22 protein-coding genes are annotated in these 23450 nt (G+C 33.3%); 7 read left to right on the top strand and 15 right to left on the bottom strand.

Annotated features, from left to right (window positions below; genetic code table 11):
- Positions 1 to 28: 28 nt before the first annotated feature.
- From PATL70BA_RS08815 to PATL70BA_RS08795, 5 genes are all read right to left on the bottom strand, one after another.
- Positions 29 to 526 carry a DUF4446 family protein gene (locus PATL70BA_RS08815; RefSeq protein WP_125137021.1) on the bottom strand — a complete coding sequence of 166 codons (498 nt, stop codon included), beginning with the start codon at positions 524 to 526 and terminating at the stop codon, positions 29 to 31.
- A gap of 10 nt (positions 527 to 536) precedes the next feature.
- Positions 537 to 1418 carry a ParB/RepB/Spo0J family partition protein gene (locus PATL70BA_RS08810; protein ID WP_125137020.1) on the bottom strand — a complete coding sequence of 294 codons (882 nt, stop codon included), beginning with the start codon at positions 1416 to 1418 and terminating at the stop codon, positions 537 to 539.
- A 1-nt stretch (position 1419) separates the two neighbouring features.
- Positions 1420 to 2187, bottom strand: coding sequence for a ParA family protein (locus tag PATL70BA_RS08805; RefSeq protein WP_125137019.1), 768 nt, complete (start codon positions 2185 to 2187; stop codon positions 1420 to 1422).
- Positions 2188 to 3019: 832 nt separating this feature from the next.
- Entirely contained in the window at positions 3020 to 3667 is a 648-nt protein-coding gene (locus PATL70BA_RS08800; RefSeq protein WP_125137018.1) for a response regulator, read from the bottom strand.
- Positions 3660 to 4835: a sensor histidine kinase gene (locus tag PATL70BA_RS08795; protein WP_125137017.1), complete on the bottom strand. Its 1176-nt coding sequence runs from the start codon at positions 4833 to 4835 to the stop codon at positions 3660 to 3662. Before PATL70BA_RS08795 ends, PATL70BA_RS08800 begins: the two co-directional genes overlap by 8 nt.
- A gap of 184 nt (positions 4836 to 5019) precedes the next feature.
- Here PATL70BA_RS08795 and PATL70BA_RS08790 point away from each other — a divergent pair, with 184 nt between their 5' ends.
- Positions 5020 to 5964, top strand: coding sequence for an alpha/beta fold hydrolase (locus tag PATL70BA_RS08790; protein WP_125137016.1), 945 nt, complete (start codon positions 5020 to 5022; stop codon positions 5962 to 5964).
- A 79-nt stretch (positions 5965 to 6043) separates the two neighbouring features.
- Here the strand turns inward: PATL70BA_RS08790 and PATL70BA_RS08785 are convergent, their stop codons facing one another.
- The 10 genes from PATL70BA_RS08785 to rpmH all read right to left on the bottom strand — a co-directional run bounded on the left by PATL70BA_RS08785 (position 6044) and on the right by rpmH (position 13958).
- Positions 6044 to 6493 carry a GNAT family N-acetyltransferase gene (locus PATL70BA_RS08785; RefSeq protein WP_125137015.1) on the bottom strand — a complete coding sequence of 150 codons (450 nt, stop codon included), beginning with the start codon at positions 6491 to 6493 and terminating at the stop codon, positions 6044 to 6046.
- Between the two features lie 2 nt (positions 6494 to 6495).
- Positions 6496 to 7305, bottom strand: coding sequence for a nucleoid occlusion protein (gene noc / locus PATL70BA_RS08780; RefSeq protein ID WP_125137014.1), 810 nt, complete (start codon positions 7303 to 7305; stop codon positions 6496 to 6498).
- 78 nt (positions 7306 to 7383) lie between these two features.
- The gene (rsmG, locus tag PATL70BA_RS08775) at positions 7384 to 8094 is read right to left on the bottom strand and encodes a 16S rRNA (guanine(527)-N(7))-methyltransferase RsmG (RefSeq protein ID WP_125137013.1); all 711 of its coding nucleotides are present in this window, start codon (positions 8092 to 8094) and stop codon (positions 7384 to 7386) included.
- Positions 8081 to 9985 carry a tRNA uridine-5-carboxymethylaminomethyl(34) synthesis enzyme MnmG gene (gene mnmG, locus PATL70BA_RS08770; protein ID WP_125137012.1) on the bottom strand — a complete coding sequence of 635 codons (1905 nt, stop codon included), beginning with the start codon at positions 9983 to 9985 and terminating at the stop codon, positions 8081 to 8083. Before mnmG ends, rsmG begins: the two co-directional genes overlap by 14 nt.
- A 31-nt stretch (positions 9986 to 10016) precedes the next feature.
- On the bottom strand, positions 10017 to 11402 hold the full coding sequence (gene mnmE, locus PATL70BA_RS08765) for a tRNA uridine-5-carboxymethylaminomethyl(34) synthesis GTPase MnmE (RefSeq protein WP_125137011.1): 1386 nt from the start codon (positions 11400 to 11402) through the stop codon (positions 10017 to 10019).
- 58 nt (positions 11403 to 11460) lie between these two features.
- Positions 11461 to 12153, bottom strand: a complete 693-nt coding sequence (jag, locus tag PATL70BA_RS08760; RefSeq protein WP_125137010.1) for an RNA-binding cell elongation regulator Jag/EloR — start codon at positions 12151 to 12153, stop codon at positions 11461 to 11463.
- 15 nt (positions 12154 to 12168) lie between these two features.
- The gene (locus PATL70BA_RS08755) at positions 12169 to 13128 is read right to left on the bottom strand and encodes a YidC/Oxa1 family membrane protein insertase (RefSeq protein WP_125137009.1); all 960 of its coding nucleotides are present in this window, start codon (positions 13126 to 13128) and stop codon (positions 12169 to 12171) included.
- 50 nt (positions 13129 to 13178) lie between these two features.
- Positions 13179 to 13388: a membrane protein insertion efficiency factor YidD gene (gene yidD, locus PATL70BA_RS08750; protein WP_125137008.1), complete on the bottom strand. Its 210-nt coding sequence runs from the start codon at positions 13386 to 13388 to the stop codon at positions 13179 to 13181.
- Positions 13389 to 13447: 59 nt separating this feature from the next.
- The gene (gene rnpA, locus PATL70BA_RS08745) at positions 13448 to 13786 is read right to left on the bottom strand and encodes a ribonuclease P protein component (protein WP_125137007.1); all 339 of its coding nucleotides are present in this window, start codon (positions 13784 to 13786) and stop codon (positions 13448 to 13450) included.
- A 37-nt stretch (positions 13787 to 13823) separates the two neighbouring features.
- Entirely contained in the window at positions 13824 to 13958 is a 135-nt protein-coding gene (gene rpmH / locus PATL70BA_RS08740; RefSeq protein ID WP_125137006.1) for a 50S ribosomal protein L34, read from the bottom strand.
- A 764-nt stretch (positions 13959 to 14722) separates the two neighbouring features.
- Here rpmH and dnaA point away from each other — a divergent pair.
- The 6 genes from dnaA (at position 14723) to gyrA (ending at position 23412) form a co-directional block, all read left to right on the top strand.
- Positions 14723 to 16081, top strand: coding sequence for a chromosomal replication initiator protein DnaA (dnaA, locus tag PATL70BA_RS08735; protein WP_125137005.1), 1359 nt, complete (start codon positions 14723 to 14725; stop codon positions 16079 to 16081).
- A gap of 317 nt (positions 16082 to 16398) precedes the next feature.
- Positions 16399 to 17505, top strand: coding sequence for a DNA polymerase III subunit beta (gene dnaN, locus PATL70BA_RS08730; RefSeq protein ID WP_125137004.1), 1107 nt, complete (start codon positions 16399 to 16401; stop codon positions 17503 to 17505).
- Positions 17498 to 17728, top strand: coding sequence for an RNA-binding S4 domain-containing protein (locus PATL70BA_RS08725; RefSeq protein WP_330509771.1), 231 nt, complete (start codon positions 17498 to 17500; stop codon positions 17726 to 17728). The genes dnaN and PATL70BA_RS08725 overlap by 8 nt, the downstream gene beginning before the upstream one ends.
- A 52-nt stretch (positions 17729 to 17780) precedes the next feature.
- Entirely contained in the window at positions 17781 to 18881 is a 1101-nt protein-coding gene (gene recF / locus PATL70BA_RS08720) for a DNA replication/repair protein RecF (protein ID WP_125137002.1), read from the top strand.
- Positions 18882 to 18942: 61 nt separating this feature from the next.
- Positions 18943 to 20847, top strand: coding sequence for a DNA topoisomerase (ATP-hydrolyzing) subunit B (gyrB, locus tag PATL70BA_RS08715; protein ID WP_125137001.1), 1905 nt, complete (start codon positions 18943 to 18945; stop codon positions 20845 to 20847).
- A gap of 39 nt (positions 20848 to 20886) precedes the next feature.
- Positions 20887 to 23412 carry a DNA gyrase subunit A gene (gene gyrA, locus PATL70BA_RS08710; RefSeq protein ID WP_125137000.1) on the top strand — a complete coding sequence of 842 codons (2526 nt, stop codon included), beginning with the start codon at positions 20887 to 20889 and terminating at the stop codon, positions 23410 to 23412.
- Positions 23413 to 23450: the final 38 nt, after the last annotated feature.

Below are 23450 nucleotides of genomic sequence, written 5' to 3'. Positions count from 1 at the left end.
CTCTCTTAGGTCTTGTTCGTTAGTTCGCCTATAATTTTTCAATGGCTATTTTAATAGTGTCCTGCTCCTCTTTTGACAATGCTTGCTCTGTCTTACCTTTAATAATTTGTTTTGTGTACAGGTGACTGCCTTCTCTAGTATGTATAGAATTTAGTAAAAAACCATCTAAATTCTTATTTATCAACACTATAACAGCACTTAATTGACCACCCATGCCGCCAAAAGCGTCATATTTATGCATCGCAACACTTTCAAATGTCTTATTAAGATTTTCATAGATTTTTTTGATATCTTCTTTAATTATTACCTTGTCCTCAATTAAATCCATGATTTTTTCTTGATTACTAATCAAAACCCCTTCGATATTGATTTCCGAGCTTAGATGCGTAAAAGACTTATACTTCTTTTTTAGACGAGAAATCGTAATAATTTGTATTAAACTGGTTAATAGTAGTATTAAAGTGACAACTGAAAGAACTGCAATAATATCAGTCGTATAATCATTAATAAATTGATAAATGTCCATGTGTAATCTCCTATTGATTCGAAATAGTGTGCATTAATTCTAATATTCGGTTCAATTCATCTTTAGAATAGTATTCGATTTCAATTTTCCCTAACTGCTCAGTTTTTTTAATAATTGAAACCTTAGTTCCAAGTATTTTTTTAACATCATCCTCAATTTTTTTATAAATCGGATCAAGCTCTAAAATGCCTACATCCCTTTTGATTTTCTTATTAGGATTCAAATAATTCTTTATCAGTTTTTCGGTTTCTCTTACACTGAGTTTTTCATCAAAAACTCTTGTCGCAATATCGAGTTGAGCATTCTGGTCTTCTATAGCTAATAAAGCTCTAGCATGACCACTTGAAATCATCTCATCAATAATCATTTGTTGTACCTGATTACTAAGATTTAATAGTCTAAGTGTATTGGCGATCGCCGACCTACTTTTCGAAACCTTCTCAGCAATTTCATCTTGCTTAAGAGAAAACTCTGCAATAAGTCGTTGATATGCTAATGCTTCTTCAATTGCGTTAAGATTTTCTCTTTGAATGTTCTCTATAAGAGATACTTCTAGAATCATTTCGTCAGAATAATCTTTGATGATCACCGGTATTTCTTTAAGACCAGCTATTTTCGCAGCACGCCATCTTCGTTCTCCTGCAATGATTTCATAATACTTATCTTTTTTTGCAACAATGAGTGGTTGAATAATCCCATACTGCGAAATTGAGTCTGCCAATTCATGTAATGCATCTTCTTCAAAAACTTTTCTAGGTTGTTCTCTATTAGGTTCTATATTGGATATCCTTATATTTAAGGTTCCACCTTTACCATGATCTAATATTTCATCTTCAAGTTCGTCAGATATAAGTGCATTCAGTCCCTGCCCAAGTCCTCTTTTTTTAGCCATGTTATACTCTCCTCTCAATGACTTCATCCGCCAAAAGTCTGTAGCTTTCTGCACCTTTAGAGTTTGAATCGTACAGATTAATTGGTAAACCATAGCTAGGTGCTTCACCGAGTCTTACATTTCTTGGTATAATTGTTTGATATATATTTGTACGTCTCAGTTCCTTCTTCACTTCTTCTACAACTTGTATGGATAAATTCGTTCTTGCATCATACATTGTGAAAACCACCCCTTCAATTTCCAAATCAGGGTTAAGGCGTTTTTTTACTAAATTGATGGTATGCATTAATTGTGAGAGTCCTTCAAGTGCAAAGAACTCGCATTGAATAGGTACCAATACAGTATCTGCTGCAGTTAGCGCATTTACTGTTAGTATACTTAAAGATGGCGGACAATCAATGATGATGAAATCATACTCTGTTACAATACTATTTAGTAATTTCTTCATTATAAAACTGTTTTCTTTTAAACCAATTAACTCTACTTCTGCACCGGCCAATTCTACATTTGCCGGGATCAAAGAAAGATTGTCGTAGATGTTAACCATTACCGTTTCTTCTAAGGAACGCGTACCTAGGAGCAACTCATATGTTGTGTTTTTCAGTTTGGTCTTATCAATACCCAAACCTCTGGTTGTATTCCCCTGAGGATCTATGTCTAGTGTTAAAACCTTCTTATTTTTTTCTGCAAGACAAGCCGAAAGATTGATTGCTGTTGTTGTTTTACCAACCCCACCTTTCTGATTGGCAATCGCTATAATTCTACCCATTTTCTACACCTACTCTCATTTTCCTTTCTCATTATAGCACATTCACCTCAACTATTCATTATGTTTCACGTGAAACATTGCCAATCATTTAATAAATAATAACAAATTGTTTCACGTGAAACAATTTGGCGCTATAACTTAGGTATAACTCCATTAAATTCTACTTTAGTAGGAAAGGTCTTTGACGTATTCTGCCACACTTCAAGGCTGAAAACTAAACTATGACTTTCCTTGAGACAAGAAAAGAAGCTTCGCTTTGTTATGAGCTCTTCTGCTCATATTTTTGAACGGTTCGAAAGGAAAGGACCTTGACGTATTCTGCCACACTTCAAGGCTGAATACTAAACTACGACTTTTCTTGAGACAAGAAAAGAAGCTTCGCTTTGTTATGAGCTCTTCTGCTCATATTTTTGAACGGTTCGAAAGGAAAGGACCTTGACGTATTCTGCCACACTTCAAGGCTGAATACTAAACTACGACTTTTCTTGAGACAAGAAAAGAAGCTTCGCTTTGTTATGAGCTCTTCTGCTCATATTTCTGAACGGTTCGAAAGGAAAGGACCTTGACGTATTCTGCCACACTTCAAGGCTGAAAACTAAACTATGACTTTCCTTGAGACAAGAAAAGAAGCTTCGCTTTGTTATGAGCTCTACTCATATTTCTGAACGGTTCGAAAGGAAAGGACCTTAACGTATTCTGCCACACTTCAAGGCTGAATACTAAAGTATGACTTTCCTTGAGAACAAAAAAAAGCCTCTAAGATATTTCTTCCTAGAGACTTAGCTAATCCAATACGTTTATATATTTATTATTCATAGTTGATGCCAAACTCCTAAAACAACTCCACAATAGCATTCTTAATTGCAAACACTGCAGCTTGAGTTCGATCGGAAACTTCTATCTTCTTAAAAATATTAGAAACATGATTCTTAACTGTTTTCTCACTTATACAAAGTCTATGCGCAATTTCCTTATTAAGTAAACCTTCTGTAATTAATTTGAGCACTTCTACTTCTCTTTTTGTCAATCTTGTATTGTGTACCGCACCCGTTTCATCATTATTCATCTTCTTAAATAATAATGATGCCATATTAGGTTGAATATACGTCTCACCTTCATAAACAGATCGAATAGCACGTATCAGAACATCAGACTCAGAATCTTTTAGAACATAACCTTTGACACCTATTTCAACTGCTTTGTAAAGGTATTCAACCTCATTATGGATTGTCAAAATAATAATGTTAGCAACAATATCATTTTGCTTTAAGTATGTTAATACCTCGAGTCCGTTACGTTCTGGCATGTTAATATCTAACAACACCACGTCTGGATTATACTCAATAATTTTCTCTATTGTCTCATTACCATTTCCAGCTTGGGCAACTACAATAATATCATCTTCTAACTCTACTAATTGTTTTAAGCCTTCTCTTACCATAGAATGGTCATCGGCTATCATTATTCTAATTTTACTCATGTCTCTCCTCCTTACTAATTAAGGGAACTCTTATATGTATTGAGGTACCTTTTCCTGACTTTGATACAATTTTAAACTCACTAGATAAAAGATTAGCTCTTTCTCGCATCATAGACATACCAAATCCTTTATTATCTTCAAGTCGCAACTTCATATCACCAACTTCAAAACCAATGCCGTTATCTGTTATTTCTAGTTCAATACCACTGTCCTCATATGTCAAGTCCACACATACTCTTGAAGCTTTTGAATACTTCAAAACATTATTAAGTGCCTCTTGTGTAATGCGGTAAAGCGTTAAGTTAACAACAGGATCAATTTCTTCAGTTGCATAATCCTCACATTCCACTACATTGAACTCGATTGTAAATCCTAGATCATCACTCATTTTATCAATGAGACGTTCTAAAGTTGGTATTAAGCCAAGGTCATCAATTGACATCGGACGTAGATTATAAATCATTCGTCTGGTTTCATCAATGGTACCTCTAATATACATCTTTAAAGTCTGAAGTTCTAATTTTGTACGGTCTATATCAATATCCAACAGTTTAATGCAAAGTTCTGTCTTAATAATGAGATTAGAAAGACTTTGGGCTGGTCCATCGTGCATATCTCGAGCTATTCTTTGTCGCTCAATTTCTTGAGCTTCTATGACTTTAAGGCCCCAAATCTCCTTATTTTGAATATCATCAATTTTTTCAGTAATTTTTTTCAAATCACCAGAAAGAACGCTATACGCTATATCAAAATTGTAAGAAAGTTTTTCCGCCTTTTCTGATATTTTTCGTACATATTTTAAATGCAACTCGAGTTCATTTCTTCTTTTTATCAGATTCATTTCTCTTTCTTTTTCAACCGCTAAGTCTACCCTCAACTTATCAGTTGCTTCGTATATTTGCTGCATCTCCTCTTGACTGTACATATTAAAATTCTTATTAATCATTAAAAGTTTGGATTTGGATAACCTGTACTTCCTCTCCAAAGAATCAACGCGATCAATAAGGTCAGTGGCCTCAATTTTTAGTCGAAGGAATTCCTCTTCAAGCTCAAGATACTCTTGTCTTGCATAATCACTGATATCTTTTATCTCTTTAACACTGTCCTTAATAGAATCAATGGTTTTATCAATGATTTCATCCAACTGGTCAAACTGTTTCTTATACATAGCCACTTTCCTTTATTATATGTTTTCATATAATTATATCACTAATTTCACATGGTGTACAAGGTATTGATATATTATTACTTTAATTTTAAGTAATTAGAGGATTGCTATTGAAATAAAACTGTTTTTCGGCCATAATAGTAGTAGTCAACATATTCTGCTTGCTTTGAAGGGAGTTATTCTTTTGAAAAAAATTTCTCAGAAATTAGTACTTATAGGTTTTGCTACTTGCCTTTTATTCTTATATAACCGACTTATTTTCTCACTCTCTACTATAAAAGAAAAGCTATATCATAGTAGAGCACATTACTACCAATGGAAATTCGGTAAAATATTCTATACGGTTCAGGGAAGAGGTTCCAGCCTTCTTCTCATACATGATACTTCAGCTGATAGCTCTTCCTATGAGTATAATAAGCTTATCGATACCCTCGCAAAAAATCACCGCGTATATGCTCTTGATTTAATTGGTTATGGAAAATCTGATAAGCCCAAAATTACATATACTGCTTATCTTTTTGTTCAATTACTTCTTGATTTCAGAAAAAATGTTATTCGGGAAAAAACTTCCGTCTTAACAAGCGGAAGAAGTAATGCTTATGCAACAATGGCTTGCTTACAAAATCCAGAAGTCTTTAATAGTCTCATTTTTATTAATCCAGGTGATTTTGATGATCTCTCAAGAAATCCTAAACGTAAAGACAAGTTAAATAAGTTTTTAATTGAATTACCTGTTATTGGTACAACATTCTATAATATTATGTTTTCAAGGTTGATGATTCGACGAAGTCTAAAGAATAAGTTTTATAACCCCATTCATCTTAAATTAGCTTATATTGATACTTTTAGAGAAGCTGCTCATTTAAGTGGAAGTGCTTCTAAATATACCTATGCTTCTGATTTATGCCATTTTAATAACGTTAATATCAAAGAGGCGATATCAAAAATTAACAATAATATTTTTATAATTCAAGGTACACGCACCAATAGTGATTATGAAGCTCTCATCAACAACTATAAATCATTAAATCCTGCCATAGAGAGTTCCACTATTGATCGATCCAAAAATTACCCACATTTGGAAAAACCCGAATCAACTCTAGAAGTTCTTATGGTATATCTTCATTAAAAATAGAGTTAAGATGTCATAATATAAAGGATAAGCGCCCAGTCTACTTATAAGTAAACTGGGCGCTTATCCTTTATATTTACTGGCAACTCTTTTGAAGGCTATTTTGATCTATGATCATCCTTATATGCTCAATACCTGCTTCATAAAATGGTTCACCTATAGGTATAAAACCAATACTCTCATAAAATCCTTGTACAGATAATTGTGCATGAACTTCTACTTCTTCTGCACCGATATTAAAAGCACGGTCAATTAACATTCTTACTACCAAATCACCATAATTTTTCCCTCTATGATTTTTTAGAACCGCTATTCGTCCTAGTAAAAAAATCTCATTTGTAAAAACTAATCTTCCTGTTGCAACTGCTATGTCACCCTCCATTACAACCACATGATGCGCAAAATGATCATAAAAATCACGTTCGTGCTGGACGTCAACCCCTTGTTCTTCTGTAAAAACTTCATAACGTATGCTACCACAGAGTTCCAAAGCTTCCTTTCCAAATACATATCTTGCCTCTATCATTTCTAACTATCCTCCATAGGAATTCGTATACTAATTTCATACGCCTCTTCAGTCTGCTTGATTTGATAATTTATATCTATACCTGTATGTTTTACCATTTCCACTGCTTGCTTTATGGTGTTGGTAAATAAGCGAATATCTTTTAAATAACCTTTTACAACGACTTTTTCTGAAATGTTTTCGTTGTTTAGACTTTGTTCTACTAATATTTTATTAACAAGCTTTTCGCTCTGACTTACATTCAACTTATCATTAATCATACGCTCTACAAGTTTTAATTGATCGTCTTCATTTTCAAGTTTTAATAATACTCTTCCGTGACGTTCTGTCAAATCAGCGTTTAATAACTGATTTTGGACGTTTTCTGAAAGATTAAGCAATCTTAACTTGTTGGCTATTGTTGATTGGCTTTTTCCTAATTGATTCGCAAGTTCTTGCTGCTTTAGACCATAATTAGAAATAAGTTGAGCAAATCCTTTAGCTTCTTCAATAAAATTTAGATTCTCACGTTGCAAATTTTCTATTAAAGCCAATATGGCACTATCTTTTTCTGTAACATTAACGATTAATGCCGGAATAGTTGTCATTTCTAGTAGCTTAGCGGCTCTTAGTCTTCTTTCACCAGCCACAAGTTCATATTGATTCGCTTCAAGCAACCTTACACTAATTGGTTGCATAATACCATAAAGTCTAATGGACTCTGCCAACTCAGTCAACATAGCATCATCGAATCTGTATCTAGGTTGGTTTGGATTCGGACTTATAAACTCAACTGGTATCTGAAATACTTGATAGGATAAATCGGGATTCATAAAATAACCGCCTTTATACATATTGTTTACATTCATTTCATCATCATTATAGCATAGAAATTATTGCCTGGGAAATAATTATAATGGCCTCTTTAATGGCTTTCCTGCACGTCTTGGGTACTTTACATCTGTGATTGATTCTTTTCTAATGATGACAAAGCCTCTATTAGTAGAAGCATCCAATACAATATTGTCAACGACTGACTCAACTTTTCCACCAAGTATAGAGATGGCGTTCTTACTTTGTTCTAGTTCTTCTATGGTCTTATTCCCCTTGTAAGATATAAATAGTCCATTATTAGAAATAAAAGGTAAGCAATACTCACATAGAACATTTAATTGACTAACTGCTCTTGATACACAAAGATCGAATGATTCACGTAAATCTGTTCTTGCAAGGTCTTCCGCTCGCCCATGAACCGCAGAAATACCATTAAGATCTAGTTTTTCAATGACATGATCTAAAAATATAACACGTTTACTTAGAGCATCGAGCAAAACCACTTCTATGTGGGGGTATACAATTTTTATAGGAATACCGGGAAAGCCAGCACCTGTACCTACATCAATCAGTCGTTTTACATCCTTATAATCAATAACTTTTGTTGATAATAGGCTATCTACAAAATGTTTCATAAGTACTGCATCTTCTTCTAATATAGACGTTAAATTTATTTTATCGTTCCAAATACAAAGTTCCTTATAATAAATAGAAAACTGTTCTGCCTGTCGCTCGTTCAATTGTATGTCAATATTCTTGAATTTTTCAGTAATTTTATTTATGTTCATGATCATTTCCCATCTTATGTTTATATTGTTCCAAATATACCAGTAGTACAGATATATCTGCAGGTGATACACCGGAAATACGAGAAGCCTGCCCGATAGATATCGGTTTTACCATATTTAGCTTTTGTTTTGCTTCAATTCTAAGGCTATAGACTTCGTCATAATTGATGGATTCTGGTATATACTTGAGTTCAAGTCTTTTAAACTGTTCCACTTGTTGCTCTTGTCGTTTAATGTATCCTTCGTATTTTAGAGTTATCTCAACCTGCTCAACCACATCTTCTTCAAGAGGTACCCGTTCAGCATCTATAACTGCCATAGATATGTAGTCAATCTCCGGTCTTTTTAGTAATTCTCCTAAAACTGCACCTGATTTTAGAGGTGTACTACCTCTTTCTTCCAAATAGCTTAATACGACAGGTTTTACACCTACTGTAGTATTTTTTAATCTTTTTACTTCTTGCTCTATTGCTCTTCTTTTTGCACAAAATTTTGCGTAACGTAATTCTGTTATAAGCCCGACTTTATAGCCAATATCTGTCAACCTCAAATCCGCATTATCTTGTCTTAAAAGCAATCTATACTCAGCTCTAGACGTCATCATTCTATAGGGTTCTTTTGTACCTTTTGTAACAAGATCATCAATTAATACACCTATATAGCCTTCTGATCGACTAATGACTATCATTTCTTCATTCAATATGCGTTGGCCAGCGTTAATGCCTGCAACCAATCCTTGAGCTGCAGCTTCTTCGTAACCCGAACTGCCATTAAATTGTCCGGCACTGAAAAGACCTTTTATTTCTTTAAACTCTAAAGTAGGATGAAGCTGCAAAGAATCAATACAATCATACTCAATGGCATAACCGGTTCTCATAATTTGACACTTTTCCATACCAGGTATGGTTCTAAGCATTGCTTTTTGTACATCTTCCGGTAAGGAACTTGACATACCTTGTACGTACATTTCTGATGTATCTTCGCCCTCTGGCTCGAGAAACACTTGATGTCGATCTTTATCAGCAAACCTTACAACTTTGTCTTCAATTGATGGACAATATCTAGGTCCTGTTCCCTCAATAACCCCACTGTACAATGGAGACCTACTTAAATTTTCTCTAATTTTATCATGGGTGGACGCATTAGTATATGCAAGCCAACAAGGGATTTGTTTTCTTTCTATATCTGATGCTTTATTCTCAAATGAAAATGGTACCACTTTTAAATCACCGGCTTGCTCTTCCATCTTTGTGAAATCAATGGTATTACCGTCGATTCTAGCCGGCGTACCTGTCTTAAATCTATACATACTAATACCATGTTTTTTAAGTGCATCTGATAGATGGTTAGCAGCTTGAAGGCCATTAGGACCACTATTGATTTCTACTTCTCCATATATACATTTTGCTTTAAGATAAGTGCCAGTAGCGATAATCACTGCTTTACCTTCATATATGGTACCTGAAACTGTTTTTACACCTTTGACCTCGTGATCTTCAATTAGAATATCCACAACTTCTGACTGTCGAATGTGGAGATTCTCTTGTTGTTCCAAAGTCCTTTTCATTGTGCTGGCATACTTATGTTTATCTGCTTGTGCTCTCAAAGAGTGTACAGCAGGACCTTTTCCGGTATTTAGCATTCTCGATTGAAGATAAGTCTTGTCAATATTTTTACCCATTTCACCTCCCAAGGCATCGATTTCTCTTACTAAATGTCCTTTAGATGTGCCACCTATACTAGGGTTACACGGCAACATAGCTATACTATCTAAATTAACTGCAAATAATATGGTTTTTATACCACGTCTTGCGTTTGCCAAAGCAGCTTCACAACCAGCATGTCCGCCGCCAACGACAATTACTTCATATACTTCATTACTACCTGTCATTGTTTACTCCTATCTAATCAATGGTAAAAGACTATTTGCCCAAACAAAAACGACTGAATATTTCTTTTATCATATCTTCATTAACTGTGTCACCTGTAATAATACCTATATTTTCATAGGCATTTTTTAGATCTATCGACCAACAATCCTCAGGCATCTTATTATTAATCGACTCCAAAACTTCATTTAAGCTAATTAAAGCTTTTTCTAGTGCATTCTTGTGCCTTACATTTGTGATGTATAGATCATTATTCACATCAATTTCACCAAGATAAAACATATCCTTAATGGCATGCTCTAGCGCATCAATTCCTTCAACATTTTTAGCGGATATATCAATCATATAACCATGATCTAATACACCCTCAATACTCTTTCGATCAATTTTTTCATCCAAATCCATTTTATTAAACAAGCAAATAACTTCTCTATCTTTGATAAGTTCAATAATGTGTAAATCTTCTTCATCTAAGGCTCTAGAAGCATCTAGTACGAAGATAATCAAGTCGGCTTCCTCTAACTTCGACTTTGATCTTTGAACACCTATTTTTTCTATTTGATCATCTGTAACTCTTATACCTGCAGTATCTACTAGTTTTAAAGGTATACCATGAATATTCATATATTCTTCAAGCACATCTCTTGTTGTTCCGGGAATATCTGTTACAATCGCCCTTTCCTCTTTCAACATCGCATTAAGAAGAGATGACTTACCTACATTCGGCTTACCTATTATTGCTGTACTTATACCTTCTCTAATGAGTTTTCCACTATCATAGGTTCGCATTAATTCATAAATATCTTTGATAATTTTTTCAATATCCAATTTTACTTTGTCCTGATTAAGTGCTTCAATATCATACTCAGGGTAATCGATGGAAGCCTCTATATGTGCTATCAAATGAATTAACTGATTCTTGATCATATCCATTTTATTGCTCAATTGTCCATTAAGCTGATTAACGGATGATTTTAATGATAATTGAGTTTTAGAATTAATGATATCAATAACTGCCTCAGCTTGGGATAAATCAATACGACCATTCATAAATGCCCTTTTTGTAAATTCACCTGGTTCGGAAAGCCTAGCACCCATGGTTAAGACAAGCTTTAAAACATTCTCTAGCACCATTATACCACCATGACAATTGATTTCTACAACATCTTCACGCGTGAAGCTATGTGGACCCTTCATTACAGATACCATAACTTCATCAATAATTTCTTCTGTATTTGGCATTATAATATGTCCATAATGAATGGTATGCGTCTTTACTTGATTAAGTTTCAAACCTTTATGAACAGATTTAAAAATTTTATTTACGATTGATATACTATTATCACCACTAACACGAATTATTCCAATTCCTGACGGGGATAAAGCTGTTGCTATGGAACAAATGGTATCCGTCAACATATTAAACTCCTTATCTAATAAAACCCATGCCTTAGCATGGGTTTTATTTCTGTATACATCATTGCTTCTTTGCAACTCTCTTATGCGTGGTTTTTGGCCCAACAGACTCTTTTGGCTTATGTGCGTTTTTCAATGATGGTGTTATAACTACTTTTCTATAAGGTTCATCACCTTCACTATGTGTTTCAACATTTTTATTATTTTGTAATGTTGAATGGATAATACGTCGCTCATAAGGATTCATAGGTTCTAATATAAATTTCTTTTTAGTAATTTTTACTTTGTGTGCTAAGTTCTTAGCTAGAGTCTCCAAGGTTTCTTTACGTCGATCCCTATAGTTCTCAGTATCTAACTTAACACGCATATAGCTATCCGCTTCTTTGTTAACAACCAAACTGACTAAATATTGCAAGGAGTCAAGTGTTTGCCCTCTCTTACCAATCAAAACACCCATACTAGGTCCACTTAAATCAATAGTCATATTGTTATGTTCATCCAAAGACACTTGAATACTAACCTCAATATTCATTTTTTGAAATACTTCTTCTAAAAAATCATAGGCAACTTGTTCAACATTAATTTTCTTATATACTCGGACTTTTGCTAGCTTACTACTAAAAATGCTCATTAAACCGCTTGGTCCTTTTTCAATAACTTCTACTGTAACTTGATCACTCGTAGCGCCCATTTCAACCAGTGCTTCTGTTATAGCGTCTTCTACAGTTTTTGCCTGTTTTTCAACATACCTCATGAAGACCAATCCCTCCTATTTTTTCTCTTTATCCTTTAAATGACTATTAATGACCACTTGCTGTGCCCATTGGAAAATACTACTTGCCAACCAATATAAACCTAATCCAGCAGGCATTGTTGACACGAAGAATGCCGTAATAAGAGGCATAGTATATAACATGGATTTCTGTGTTGAGTTTTGTTCTGCTGAAGCCGATGCTGTACTTGACTTCATAACCATGAATTGTACCACAACATTTAATAATGGTAGTAAAACGCCAATAGACATCAAGTTTGGTTTGTCTGCCAAATTAATTCCTAGGAACATATACATTTCTGTGATTTTTTCTAAACTAGGCGTTATAAGATGTGCTACTGAGTTAAATTGATCAATAAAAATTGTCCATTGTTCTGAACTGAATTTTGCCAACACATCTATTGCCATTTGCACGTTCGTAATATCAAAATTCTTAACCATGACTTCACTGGCCCATTGTGTCAAAATACCTTCTGAACCTTCAACAGGTAAAACAATACGTACAATATCTTCATATATTAGACCGACACTTTTAATATAAGCCGGAAGATTTCTAAGTACTTGAAACAAAGCAATAATAATTGGAAACTGTACCAAAACAGGTAAACATCCACCAAAAGGACTTACACCATGTTCTTTATAAAGTTGGTTCATTTCCATTTGAAATTTTTGTTGTGACTCTGGGTCTTTTTTGTTTTTATATTTATCTTGAATTTTTTTTAATTCAGGTTGAATTTTTTGCATTTCCTGCATGGATTTTTGTTGTTTAAATGCAAGAGGTAACATTAAGGTTCTAACAATCAATGTAAATACGATAATACTAATACCTAATGATTTAATACCCATATTACTGAAAATATTATAAATTGTATCCATAATAATACCGAATAACTGAGCAATTGGTCCAATTATAAAAGTTGTGTTCTGAGTGAGTAAAACCATGTGATCTAAAAACATGAATGAATCCTCCTAATTATAGTTACCAAAAAATGCTTAACACGATTCTTTTATTTAAGTGGATCAAAACCACCTTTTGCAAAAGGATGACATCGTAATATCCTTTTGATAGACAAATAGCTTCCCTTAAAAAACCCATATTTTTCAAGAGCCTCCAAAGCATACATCGAACAAGTCGGTATGTATATACAACTGGATTTTGTCAGAGGAGATATGAATTTTCTATAAAAAAGAACGATACTAATTGCAATTCTTTTCATTATACCATCTTTTCTCAAATAAACGAATTAATCCTATTATATCGAATTATAGTAGGATTTTAAAGTACTAATATTTTATTTAATTTTACCAAGTGTATCAAGGCACTTTCAATTTCTTTATAGCTCTTATCTTTTGCTGTACTTCTTGCAATAATTACAATATCATAACCTAAGCCAAAAGACTTTATATTCAATCTATAGGCTTCCTTTATAAGTCTTTTAACACGATGTCTAATCACACTATTGCCTACTTTTTTGCTTACAGAAATACCAAGTCTATTACCATTTTCATTTTTCTTGACCACATACATAATTAAAAGTTTGTTGGCTTTTGAATTTCCAGTTTGATAAACTTTTACAAATTCTTTGTTTTTTAATGCAATTATTTTTTCACTCATAATTGAGTATAAGAATAAAAGGCCACATAAATGCGGCCTATGCTGACAATTGCTTTCTGCCTTTAGCTCTTCTTCTAGCTAAAACATTTCTACCGCTCTTATTTTTCATTCTTTTTCTAAAACCGTGTTCTCTACTTCTCTGTCTCTTTTTTGGCTGATAAGTTCTTTTCATTGATATGCACCTCCTTATATAATTCGTAAAAGCTATATCAAATTAATGACTTTGATTAATTTGTTAAAAAAAAGTTGCTTCAAAAGCACCATTTCAATTATAGTCACAAAAGTCTTAAGAGTCAAGAAAAAAAAACCTTAAATATTTTTTATTTAGTTTATCCACATAAAAGGGCTGTTTAAAAGAGAGATTGTGGATAACTTGTTTAAATCTGTTTATCCACATCTTCTTATATTTATGTGGATAAAGCCATGTTTTAATTAAAATACTCTGTTTATTAATATTTCAATTATCTACCAAAACCCTTTTAATTGGACCTACTAACAATTTTGATAAATTATGAGTGTATGATGTGTATAACATATATTTAAATTAATTATACACACTATCCACAGTTTTTTTTATTCATTCATACACATTTATAACCTTTTTCTATCAAAAACTTCAATTGAAATCCTTCAATTGATAGAGTATTATATATACTAGACTTCATCTCATTGGATAGAACTCTACTTTAATTTTTTAAAGAGATCTTCCTTTATTATTAATAAAAAGTTATTAACAGTTGTGAGCCAATACTAATAAAATCCGTATTGCGTACTTAGTTTAATCATGTCATTGGAGATCTCCAGTGACATGATTAAACTAATGTCTACAAGTTATATATCTTTTAAACATGGTTAAGGTGTCAAAACCAACATACTAATATATTAAGAGAAAAAAGCCTACTACTACTATACTATACTATAAAAGGGGGTATTTTAATGGATCATCCAATTATCAACAAGTGGGATGACATAAAAAATCTTTTAAGATACGAATCGGATATATCCATTATATCTTACAAAACATTTTTAGAAAAACTAGAACCCGTAAAAGTCATGGGTGACCTTATCGTTCTGGAAGCAGACGATCAAATGGCTAAAAATGTCATTGAAAAAAAATACTATAAATCCATTCAAATTGCAATTAATGAAGTCATGGGAAAAGTCTATGATATACAATTTGTATTACCTAATCAAAGTTTAGATTTTGATACAAAAACAAATTCAAATAACAATTTGATTGGCTTTTCAAACAACAACACCAGTGATCAAAAGAACTTAAATGCTAGGTATACTTTTGACACTTTTGTTGTAGGTAATAACAACAAGTTTGCGCATGCAGCTTCATTGGCAGTTGCAGAAGCACCTGCTGAGGCCTACAATCCACTATTTATTTATGGTGGCGTTGGTTTGGGTAAAACACACTTAATGCATTCGATCGCTCATTTCATATTGGATGATGATTCTAAAGCAAATGTTCTTTACGTTTCATCTGAAAAATTCACCAACGAACTGATCAATTCAATTAGAGATGATAAAAATGAGGAATTTAGAAAAAAATACCGCAGTATTGACGTACTCCTTGTCGATGATATTCAATTCATTGCCGGAAAAGAGAGAACGCAAGAAGAATTTTTCCATACTTTTAATACTTTATATGAAGCAAAAAAGCAGATTATTATTTGTTCTGATCGACCACCTAAAGAAATTGAAACCTTAGAAGAACGTCTTAGATCAAGGTTTGAATGGGGTTTAATTGCTGATATTCAAGCCCCTGATTTTGAAACTAGGGTTGCAATATTAAGAAAAAAAGCTGAAATTGAAAATCTGGATCTTCCAGATGATGTTATGCAGTATGTTGCAAATAATGTTAAATCCAACATTAGAGAACTTGAAGGCGCTGTAAACAAAATTTTGGCTTATTCCAGGCTTCTATTGCCAAAAGAAATTACAAAAGAGATGGCTGAAGCAGCTTTAAAAGACTTAATCTCTCCACAAGAGGATACAAAAGTAACATTTAAAATTATTCTAGAGATTGTATCTGAACATTATAATGTTACACCAGCTGATATCATATCTAAAAAAAGACCAAGAGAAATTGCCTATCCAAGGCAAATTGTTATGTACCTATGTCGTAAATTGACCGATATGTCATTACCAAAAGTTGGCGAAGAAATAGGTCGGAGAGACCATACCACCGTGCTTCATGGGTATGAAAAAATTAAAACTGAACTTGTTACGGATATGACTCTAAAAAATACAATTGATATCCTGACAAAAAAAATCACAGGAAAATAATGATTAAAGTGTCTAAACGATATAATTGAACCTTCTCAATATGTATTTGATATGCTTTTATCAAAACTTAGTTTTAGCACCTGTGTATAACATATCTGTAAACTCATGTATTGGCTGTTGACGGTTACATAACAACTATGAGCTTGTGGATGAAAAAGAATAACTTTTTTATCTGTACACAGGGTTGTTAAGCTTTAAAAAACCTTGTTTTCCATAGGCTTAGAGTACTTATACACATATTCACACCCCTTACTACTATCATTACTATAAAAAATCATATATTTTATCTTTTGCACAGGAGAGGAGTTAATCACATCATGAAAATTAATTGTCATAAAAATGACTTGCTTAATGGCGTTAATACATCCCTTAAAGCTGTTTCAACTCGAACGACTTTGCCCATCCTTCAATGTATACTTCTTCAAACAACACAAAATGAATTCAAGTTAATTAGCAATGATTTAGAAATCGGTATCGAAAGTCATGTAAAGGCAAATATCATTGAGTCAGGAAGCGTAGCCATTGATGCAAGAATATTCTCGGAAATAGTAAAGAAATTGCCAGATGCCATGGTAGATATTACAGTCGATGAAAGTAATATGACCACCATTATTTGTCAAAAATCTATATTTAATATACCGGGTCAACCCGGTACTGAATTTATTCAATTGCCTCAAGTAACGAAAGATACAAGTATCTCCATAAAGCAAAGTGTTTTGAAGGATATGATCCATCAAACCTTGTTTAGTATTGCGATAAAAGAAATTAAGCCTATATTGACAGGTGAGTTGATTGAAATCAAAGATAATGCATTAAGTATTATATCAATGGATGGTTATAGAATATCTATAAGAAAAGTAGAATTTATGGATGATTTTAGTGATACTGCTGTGGTTGTACCTGGAAAAACTTTGAGTGAAATAAGTAAAATACTATCTAGTGATGAGGCTGATATGTTATCTATTTATTTTACAGATAAACATGTCCTATTTGAGCTTGAAGATAGTATCGTTGTATCTAGATTACTAGAAGGGGAGTACCCCAAATATGCAAATCTTTTTTCTGGTGATTATGAAACACTGATTACTGTGAATCGTAAGGAATTGATGATGAGCATTGAGAGAGCGGCTTTGATTGCTAGGGAAAGTAAAAAAAGTCCTGTCAAATTTGAGATAAAAGAGGATACATTATTGATTACTTCAAATACGGAACTTGGTAATGTCCATGAAGAATTGATGATTGTAAGAGAAGGCCAGCCTATTGATATTGCTTTTAATCCTAAATATCTTTTAGATGCACTCAAGGCAATCGAAGATGAAGAAATATGTATGCAGTTTACCAATGCATTGAATCCTTGTATTGTTCGACAAGTAGAAGGTGAAGACTATAAATACTTAATATTGCCAATTAGATTGAATGGGTGACGAGATGAAAGAAATTATTATTAATACGGAATTTATAAAGTTGGGAGCACTGTTAAAATTAGCAGGTATTGCAGATTCAGGGGTACATGCTAAGATCATGATCCTTAATGGTGAAGTAAAATATAATGGTCAAATAGAATATCAAAGAGGAAAAAAAGTAAGAGATGGTGATGAGATTGAAGTATCTGGTTATGATTCAATACTTGTCAAATACGTTGATTAAACTTGTATCCATGCAGTTTAATAAAAATGGGTAACTTCTTGAGGTGAATTTCATGTACATAAGACACTTGGAATTAAATAATTATAGGAACTATCAGGAAGCTGCCATTGATTTTGATCCAGGGATTAATATTATATATGGTGATAATGCTCAAGGTAAGACAAATCTTATAGAAGCCATCTATTTATGTGCAACTTCCAAGTCTCATCGATTAAGTAAAGATAAGGAATTGATTCGAATCAATGAAAAAGATGCACATGTCTATATGGTTTTTGAAAAAAATGATATAATTGAAACCGTAGATGTGCATTTAAAAAAAATAGGTAAAAAAAATATTGCCATTAATAAGAATCCTATAAAAAAACTCAATGAACTATTTGGATTGATTAATATCATTATGTTTTCTCCAGAAGATTTAGGTTTAATTAAAAATGGTCCTAAGGATAGAAGAAGGTTTATTGATCTTGAGTTAAGTCAACTTAAACCTTTATATATGTATTATTTAAGTCATTATCACAAAGTATTAAAGCAAAGAAATCAATTATTAAAAAATAATCATAATAGGTTAGACATGCAAAGTCTCTTAGACGTTTGGGATGATCAGTTGGTAAAATATGGAACGACCATTATTGAAATGCGCAAAAATTTCATTGAGGATTTAAAGCCGATACTGTATGAAAAGCATTTACATCTCTCCGGGAAAAAAGAGACCTTAGATATGGTTTATGAAAATGATGTCGATGTAGAAGACTACAAAGTAAAATTAGCAGCTGCTAGAACCGGTGATTTAAAAAAAGGAACGACAACAGTAGGTCCACATAGAGATGATATTCGCTTTGATATTAATAAAATTGATATTCGTATATATGGATCACAAGGTCAGCAAAGAACAGCTGCTTTGGCTTTGAAATTATCAGAAATAGAGCTCATTAAGAAGCAAGTGAATCATGCACCCATACTTTTACTTGATGATGTACTGTCTGAACTTGATCATCAAAGACAACATTATTTGATTGAGCATCTGAAAGATATACAAACGTTCATCACGTGTACAGGTATAGATGATTTTATAAAGAAAGAGTTAAATGGCTACCAATTATATCAAATTAAAGATGCAAAAGTAATCAATGAGTCAGATTTGCATAAGTGCTAGGACTCATATATAATTAATAAGATGTGCATTTTTTCTGTTGCACGAATTTAGGAGGTCATTCATGAACATAAATCAAGAATATGATGCTACACAGATACAAATACTTGAAGGTTTGGAAGCAGTTAGAAAACGACCAGGTATGTATATCGGTAGTACATCATCAAGAGGTTTGCACCATTTGGTGTATGAAATAGTAGATAATGCTGTAGATGAAGCTTTAGCAGATCGATGTGATAAAATTGATGTTGTCATACATAAAGACAACTCCATATCGGTTCTTGATAATGGTGAAGGTATACCTACGGGTATGCATGAAAAAGGTGTATCCGCTGTTGAAGTAGTTTTTACCGTTCTTCATGCAGGTGGTAAATTTGGTGGTGGTAGTTATAAGGTTTCAGGTGGTCTACATGGTGTTGGTGCATCCGTCGTCAACGCTTTGTCTGAGTGGCTAGAAGTTACTGTTTATCAAAAGGGAGAAATTTTTTCACAAAGATTTGAACGTGGCGAAGTTATTACGCCTTTAACTGTAACTGGCACCACAAAAAAACATGGTACCTATATTCATTTCAAACCGGATGGTGAAATATTCGAAGAATTGGTTTATGATTTTGATACCTTAAAACAAAGAATTCAAGAAATGGCTTTTTTGACTAAGGGTCTAAAAATTAGTATAGAAGATCTTAGAGAAGGTGAAGAGAAAAAGCAAGAATTCCATTATGAAGGTGGTATAAAGGAATTTGTAGCTTATAGAAATCGTCATAAGAATAAACTTTATGAAGAAATAATATATGCTGAAGGAACCGTTGATGATGTTTATGTGGAAGTGGCTTTTCAACATAATGATTCCTATGTTGAGAATGTATTTAGCTTTGTTAATAATATCAATACCCCTGAAGGTGGTACGCATTTAACGGGCTTTAGAAATGCTTTAACGAAAACCATGAATGATTATGCTAGAAATAGTAAAATGTTAAAGGATAATGAAAAAAATCTCTCTGGAGAAGATATTAGAGAAGGTATAACATGTGTTATCAGCATAAAAGTAACGGATCCTCAGTTTGAAGGGCAAACAAAACAAAAACTAGGGAACAGTGAAGCTAGAACTGCAGTTAATGATGTTTTATCAGAAAAACTCACTTATTTCCTTGAACAAAATCCTCATGTGGCAAAAATTATATTGGAAAAATCCATATTAGCAAATAGAGCAAGAGAAGCTGCTAGAAAAGCCAGGGATTTGACCAGAAGAAAAACAGCACTTGAGAATACGTCATTACCAGGTAAATTAGCGGACTGTTCAGATAAGGATCCAAGAAACTGTGAAATATATATTGTCGAAGGTGATTCAGCAGGTGGTTCAGCCAAATCAGCAAGATCTAGACAAACACAAGCAATACTACCGCTTAGAGGTAAGATACTGAATGTTGAAAAAGCAAGACTTGATAAGATACTGGCAAATAATGAGATAAGAGCCATGATTACAGCTTTTGGTACAGGTATTTCAGAAGAGTTTAACTTAGATAAGTTAAGGTACCATAAGATTATAATTATGACGGATGCGGATGTGGATGGTGCTCACATACGTACTTTGTTATTGACTTTTTTCTATAGGTATATGCCAGAACTCATAGAAACAGGTAAAGTGTATATTGCACAGCCACCTTTGTTTAAAGTTACAAAAAATAAAAAAGGTCAATACGTCTACAACGAAAGAGCCCTTGATAAATTATTAGAAGAGATTGGTCGAGATGGTATTGTGTTACAGCGTTATAAAGGTTTGGGGGAAATGGATGCTAACCAGTTGTGGGATACAACAATGGATCCTGATCATAGAATATTACTTAGGGTAGATATAGATGATGCAGCTTCGGCAGATGAAATTTTTACAACACTCATGGGTGATAAAGTTGAACCAAGAAGAGCATTTATTGAAAGTCATGCAAAACATGTAAAGAATTTAGATATATAAAGCATTATATAATAGAAACCAGTTATGGAGGAAACATGAATGGATGATAACAATCAAATTGATAAAATCATATCGGTAGATCTTCAAGATGAAATGAAAAAATCATATATTGACTATGCGATGAGTGTTATTGCATCAAGAGCTCTACCGGATGTTAGAGATGGTCTAAAGCCAGTACAGCGACGTATACTATATTCTATGAGTGAGTTAAATCTCACACCGGATAAGCCATATAGAAAATCAGCTCGTATTGTAGGTGATACTATGGGTAAGTATCACCCTCATGGTGACAGTTCCATATACGAGACCATGGTTAGAATGGCACAAGACTTTTCTTACAGATATATGCTTGTAGATGGTCATGGTAATTATGGATCCGTCGATGGGGATAGTGCAGCTGCAATGCGTTATACAGAAGCTAGAATGAGTAAAATCGCTATGGAATTATTAGCGGATATTGGTAAAGATACCGTGGATTTTGGTCCAAACTTTGATGAATCTTTAAAACAACCTTTGGTATTACCCGCCAGATTTCCTAATTTATTGGTTAATGGCGCATCCGGTATTGCTGTAGGTATGGCAACCAATATACCACCTCATAATCTTGGGGAAGTTATTGATGGTGTTACTAGAATTATTGACAATAGAGTTATAGAAGATAGAGATACGGATATTGACGAGATATTAGAAGTCATCAAAGGACCGGATTTTCCAACGTCGGGTATTATACTGGGTACGCAAGGTATTGAACAAGCATATAGAACGGGTAGAGGTATAGTAAAAGTAAGAGCCGTAGCTAATATTGAAGCCATGTCTGGTGGAAAAAATAGAATTGTTATTACGGAACTACCCTATCAGGTCAATAAGGCAAAGCTTATTGAAAAGATTGCCGATCTTGTAAAAGAGAAAAAAATGGATGGTATATCGGATCTAAGGGATGAATCAGACAGAAACGGTATGCATGTGGTTGTTGAATTAAAGCGTGATGCCAATCCAAATGTTGTATTAAATCAGCTTTATAAGCATACTCAGTTACAGGACTCTTTTGGGATTAATATGCTTGCACTTGTTAATAATGAGCCAAAAGTTCTTAATCTAAAAGAGGTACTTGAGCATTATTTAAACCACCAGGTAGAAGTAGTTACCAGAAGAACCAAATATGATCTAAAGAAAGCTGAAGAGCGCGCGCACATACTTGAAGGTTTGCTAAAAGCCCTTGATTTCATTGATGAAGTCATTAAGGTTATCCGTGCCTCTAATTCAACAGCAGATGCGAAATTAAATTTGATGGAGAGGTTTGGTTTTTCAGAAGTACAGTCACAAGCCATTGTTGATTTAAGACTTAGAGCTTTAACAGGTCTTGAAAGAGAAAAACTTGAAGCTGAGTTTAATGAACTTCAAGAAACAATTAAAGAATTAAAAGCCTTACTTGCAGATGAAAAACTACTTTATCAAAAGATAAAAGAGGAAATCCTGATTATAAAAGAAAAGTATGCAGATCCAAGAAGAACTGAATTAACCTATGATTCTTCTGAAATCGATATGGAAGATCTCATTAAGAAGGAAAATACAGTTATTACTATGACGCGCTTAGGCTATGTAAAGCGTATGCCTACGGATACTTATAAAAGTCAGAATCGTGGAGGAAAAGGTATTAAAGGTATGAAAACCATGGAAGATGACTTTGTAAAAGATATTTTCCTTACATCCACACATCATTACTTACTATTTTTTACGAACAAAGGCAAAGCCTATCGTCTAAAAGCTTATGAAATTCCTGAATCAGGAAGAACAGCAAGAGGAACAGCTATTGTTAATCTATTGCAACTTGATCCAGGTGAAAAAATAACAGCTGTTATTCCTTTGAAATCCTATGAGGATGATACCTATATTGTTATGGCGACAAAAAAAGGTGTTATTAAGAAATCATCCATTATGGAATATCAGAATATAAGACAAAATGGCTTAATTGCAATTGGACTTAAGGATGAAGATAATCTTATTGAGGTAAAATTGACCAATGATAACGAGGAAATTATTCTTGGAACAAAATACGGTCAGTGTATTCGATTTGATGAAAAAGATGTGCGTATAACAGGAAGAACCTCCCAGGGTGTTAGAGGTATGAATCTAAATGAAGGTGACGAAGTCATAGGTATGCAACTCATATCTCAAGGAACGGATTTACTCATTGTTTCAGAAGGTGGACTTGGTAAGAGAACCAAGATGGAACAGTTCACCGCTCAGCATAGAGGCGGTAAGGGTGTTAAGTTCTATAAAATCAGCGAACGTTCTGGTAATGTCTTAGGTATGAAAGCGGTTAGAAAAGGTGATGAAATGATCATCATAACCACAGAAGGCATTGTAATTAGAATTCGTGTTGGTGATGTTTCTAGACTTGGTCGAATCACTTCAGGCGTGAAATTGATGAATTTCAAAAAAGATATTCAAATAGCAAGTATTGCAAGAATCAAAGTTGTCATTGATGATGAACTTAAAAATGATTTTAATGAAGCGGATATAATAGAATCAGAAATAGTTGATGATGGTAATATAACAAATTAGAATAACAGTATATTAACGTAAAAATTCCTTTATAGTTT

The sequence above is a fragment of the Petrocella atlantisensis genome (genome assembly GCF_900538275.1).
Taxonomy (GTDB): Bacteria; Bacillota; Clostridia; order Lachnospirales; family Vallitaleaceae; genus Petrocella; species Petrocella atlantisensis.
The sequence above is the reverse complement of the archived record's forward strand: the minus strand, read 5'-3'. Positions and strand labels throughout refer to the sequence as shown.